Origin of the sequence: Roseateles sp., assembly GCF_036486225.1 — a bacterium.
Classification (GTDB): domain Bacteria; phylum Pseudomonadota; class Gammaproteobacteria; order Burkholderiales; family Burkholderiaceae_C; genus Roseateles.
This window is the reverse complement of sequence record NZ_DASVNZ010000069.1, coordinates 1-4,070: the sequence shown is the minus strand read 5'-3', so window position 1 is coordinate 4,070 and position 4,070 is coordinate 1. Positions and strand designations below refer to the sequence as shown.

The 4,070-nt window shown below is 69.0% G+C and carries 4 protein-coding genes; 3 read left to right on the top strand and 1 reads right to left on the bottom strand.

Features of this window, described 5'->3' with window-relative positions; all coding sequences use genetic code 11:
* Nucleotides 1–298: P1 family peptidase (locus VF536_RS05230; protein ID WP_331613748.1), on the top strand; the 298-nt coding region annotated here is incomplete at its 5' end.
* A gap of 154 nt (nt 299–452) precedes the next feature.
* Nucleotides 453–1,253 (top strand): 16S rRNA pseudouridine(516) synthase, encoded by an 801-nt coding sequence (locus VF536_RS05225; RefSeq protein WP_331613747.1) that lies wholly within the window; start codon nt 453–455, stop codon nt 1,251–1,253.
* Between the two features lie 3 nt (nt 1,254–1,256).
* Here VF536_RS05225 and VF536_RS05220 read toward each other — a convergent pair whose 3' ends face one another.
* A complete protein-coding gene (locus VF536_RS05220; RefSeq protein WP_331613746.1) occupies nt 1,257–2,459 on the bottom strand; it encodes a hypothetical protein in 1,203 nt (400 codons plus the stop codon).
* A 258-nt stretch (nt 2,460–2,717) separates the two neighbouring features.
* On the opposite strand from VF536_RS05220, the gene VF536_RS05215 reads away from it, so the two are divergent.
* The coding region (locus tag VF536_RS05215; protein ID WP_331613745.1) for a sensor histidine kinase at nt 2,718–4,070 on the top strand (1,353 nt) is incomplete at its 3' end.

Genomic DNA, 4,070 nt, shown 5'->3' with positions numbered 1-4,070 from the left:
GACGGTCCAGGCGCTGCTCGACGGTGAACGTCCCGGCGGCGGCCTGCAGGGCAGCGCCACGACGATCGGCGTCATCGCGACCGACGCGCGACTGACGAAGGCACAGGCCACCAAGCTCGCCCAGATCGCGCACGACGGCCTGGCGCGGGCGATCCATCCGGTTCACACCGTGACGGACGGGGATGTGATGTTCGCGCTCGCCACCGGCACCGCGGACGTCGACGGGGACATGACCTTGCTGGGCGGCGTGGCCGCGGAGGTGGTGGCGCGGGCGATCGTGGACGCGGTCGGCGCCTGATCGACTCAAGGTCTGGGCCTGCGGCCCGGGTTCTGGCGCAGTCAAAAAACCGGCTCGGCGCGATCCGAGGCTTGATATTTCTCAAACCTGATCTGCCGGAAGGACGTCCGACCGTGCACCGCCCACGCGCGCGCCGCCAGCGACAATCGCGCCCATGAGCTCCGATTCCACCTCCCTGCCCCCGGCCGCGGCCAAGACCGCCAAGACTGCCAAGGCGCCCAAGCCGGTCGCCATCGCCCAGATCCTCTTCAGCCAAGGCTTCGGCACGCGCCGGCATTGCGCCGCGCTGCTGCGGCACGGGCTGGTCTCGATCGGCGGCACGGTCGTCGAGGATCCGGACGAGACCTTCCACACCGCATGCCTCGTCTTCGAGGTCGAAGGCCAGACCTGGCCCTTCCACGAGAAGGCGCTGATCCTGCTGTACAAGCCGGCGGGCTACGAGTGCTCGCGCAAGCCGAGCCACCATCCGAGCGTGTTCTCGCTGCTGCCCGAGCCGCTGCGCAACCGCGACATCCAGCCGGTGGGCCGCCTCGACGAGGACACCACCGGCCTGCTGCTGCTGACCGACGACGGTCCGCTGCAGCACAAGCTGACCAGCCCCAAGTACCACGTGCCCAAGCTCTACCAGGCGGTGTGCAAGGCCGAGGTGGACGAGGCGCAGTTGCGCCAGCTCGTCGCGGGCGTGCTGCTGGAGGAGCGCAACCCGAAGCTGGCCGAGGAACCGGTGCAGGCCGTCTCCGCCGAGCGCTTGCCCGACGGGCGGCTGCAGATGGCGCTCACTGAAGGCCGCTACCACCAGGCCAAGCGGATGGTGGCGGCGGTCGGGAACCGGGTGCTGAGCCTGCACCGTCAGCGCATCGGCGCGCTGGACCTGCCGGCCGGGCTGAAGGAAGGCGGGTGGATGTGGCTGGACGACGCGCAGCGTGAGCTGGCGATGTCGGAGCCCGATGCCTGAGGGTCAGGCGGTGTCCTCGCCCTCCTCGCGGAAGGCCACGCCCATGGCACGTTGACGCTGCTGCGTGGTCTCGGTCTGCTGAAAGCCTGTCGGACGGCCGGGCGGAACCGCGCCACGCTCCAGGCGTTCCCGTGCCTTCAGTGACAGCAGCTGCGGCCTGTTCTCGTCGAAGTCCACGCCCTTGTCTTTCTGCTTGACCTCGGCACCCTCGATCTTCTCGTCGGCCTCGAACTTCGTGACCTGCAATTTCCCTCCGAAGCAGACCTGACGCTGGCGCGTCTGTTCGGGGAGGCTCGCCACCTGATCGAAACGCTCGCCGGTGGCCGTGCGTTCATCGATCATGAGCTGGGCGAACTGACGGAGGCCGTCCATGATGTCCGGCCGCTTCGAGAAGAGATCGGTACTCCGGAGCGAGCGCAAGGTCGCGCAGGTTCTGACCACCTCGGCATCGATGTCCGAAGCGGAAAGCGGCGCGCGATCATTGAGGCGGAACATCGCATTCGCCGCCGAGAAGGCAGCCGCCGTGTCACCGCCGTTGCCATCCATGAACGCGACCTTCGCGTCCTGCGGCCCCGTCGGCACCATCCGCTCGCGGCCTCGGATCTGCACGCACACGGCCAGCATCAGCCTGGGATCGATCGGCTTGCCATCCTCACACGCCATGCGGGTCCAGGAGAGCTGCCGGGACCGCACGACACCGGACTGCTTGAGATCCAACTGGACCTGCTGGTTGGTGGCCGTGTCTGCCATGCCTCGGACCCCCACCGACAGTTCTGCCGGCCGGAAATGAACACTCTTCTGGCTGCCGCCGAGTTCTTCGCCCCAGGCCCGCATCCGCATGGCGAGCCTGCCACTGACCGCGTTGTCCTCCGTCAGGTCGATAACGTGGGTGATCTGGTGATTGACACAGGCCTCGATGAAGTCGCAGGCATCAGAACGTTGTTGCGGGGCCGCCATCAACGAGGCGCTCCTGGAAACCTGCGTCGCATTCAGCACCCGCCCTCCGCCCGCCTTTCCACCGGTGTCCATGAGTCCGTCCAGGTCGACCGCCAAGGCGTCGCGCCCCCGTCCGAACACCGTCTGATCGCGGTCGAACGATCGGGTCTTCTCATCGAGTCGAGTCAGCAGGTCCTGGCCTGCCTTCGGCGGTTCGGCCTCCGCCGATCGGGAAAACGCCGTCCGTAGGGTGTCAAGAATAGGTTTCATGGTGAGCGTCGCGTGTCGAACAGTGGAGATCCTTGGGTGAGGCTGTCCCACGACATCGATCGGGACGGCTGTTTCCGATTCTTGATGGATGTCAAACGACGCTCCGGTTCATCGGGACGTGCGATCAGACGTCATACCCGGGAAGTCCCCGACACCGTTGTCAGTCATCCTTCGGTAGAAACGCCCACCGAAGCACCGCCAGCGAGCGGCGCCAGCAGCCAGGAGGCGCATCGGTCGGAACCTCGCCGGCCGTGTCGTATGGGAATCTCAAAAAGCGAACATCACGAGGACAGCGCCGCCGCCAGCGTGGCGATCCAGGTCCGGGCCGAGCGCCTGAGCAGCCTGCAGGCCCGCGTGGCCATGCCGGCGGCCGTGGGCGCGCTGTTCAGCCTGTTCCCGGTCGTGCTGCTGTGGCCGCACCTGCCGGTCATCGACCTGCTCGGCTGGCTGGGCGCGCGCTGGGGCCTCTCGCTGTGGCGCACCCTCCAGGCCCGACGCTTCCTCACCCTGCCGCTGCAGGAGCGCGCCTCGCCGCGCGAGGAACGGCGCTATCTCGTCGGACTCGGGCTGGACGGCCTCGCCTGGGGCGTGATCGGCGCGCTGTTCGCCACCCCGAACCTGCCGGAGATCGACGGCGCGGTCATGACGACCCTCGTCGGCCTGGTCGCCTTCACCATGGTCTCGCTGGGCCACTGGGCGCGCGGGCAGGCGCTGTTCGCCTCGCTGGTGATCGCGCCGCTGGCGATCCGGCTCGCGCTGCAGGGCGGCGTGACCGGCTGGCTGAGCGTCGGCGGGCTGGCCATGTTCTGGTTGCTGACGGTGCTGGAGTCCCGCCGCATCGAGGCCGGTTCACTGGAGCTGCTGCGCCTGCGCTTCGAGCAGGCGCGCCTGGCCGAGCAGCGCCGCCTCGCGCTCAACGCCGCCGAGGAAACGAGCAGCAGCAAGAGCCGCTTCGTCGCGGTGATGAGCCACGAGATCCGCACGCCGCTCAACGGCATCATCGGCATGACCCAGTTGCTGGAGCGCGGCGATCTCAGCGACCAGCAGCGCGAGCAGGTGGAGATCGTGCGCCGCTCCGGCCGGCATCTGCTGACGCTGGTCAACGACATCCTGGACCTGGCCCGCATCGAGTCCGGCAAGCTGGTCGTCGAGGCCCGGCCCTTCGACATCCGCGAGGTCGCCGGCGACGTCGGCCGCCTGCTGGGCGAGTCCGCGCGGGCCAAGGGCGTGGACTTCACGCTGACCGTCGCCCCGCAACTGCCCGCCCGGGCGATGGGCGACGCGTCGCGCATCCAGCAGGTGCTGCACAACCTGGTGGGCAACGCCATCAAGTTCACCGACCACGGCCGCGTCGCGGTCGAGGTCTCGTCCGTGCTGGACATGCGCGCCGGCACCCTGCTGCACTTCGCGGTCCGCGACACCGGCGACGGCATCCCCGCGGACCAGCTGGAGCGCATCTTCGCGCCCTTCGAGCAGGCAGGCGGCGCCGGCACCGGCCGCGCCCGCCGGGACGGCGCCGGCCTGGGACTGACGATCTCCCGCGAGATCGCCCGGGCCATGGGCGGCGACCTGCGCTGCGCCTCGACGCCGGGCCAGGGCTCGGTGTTCGAG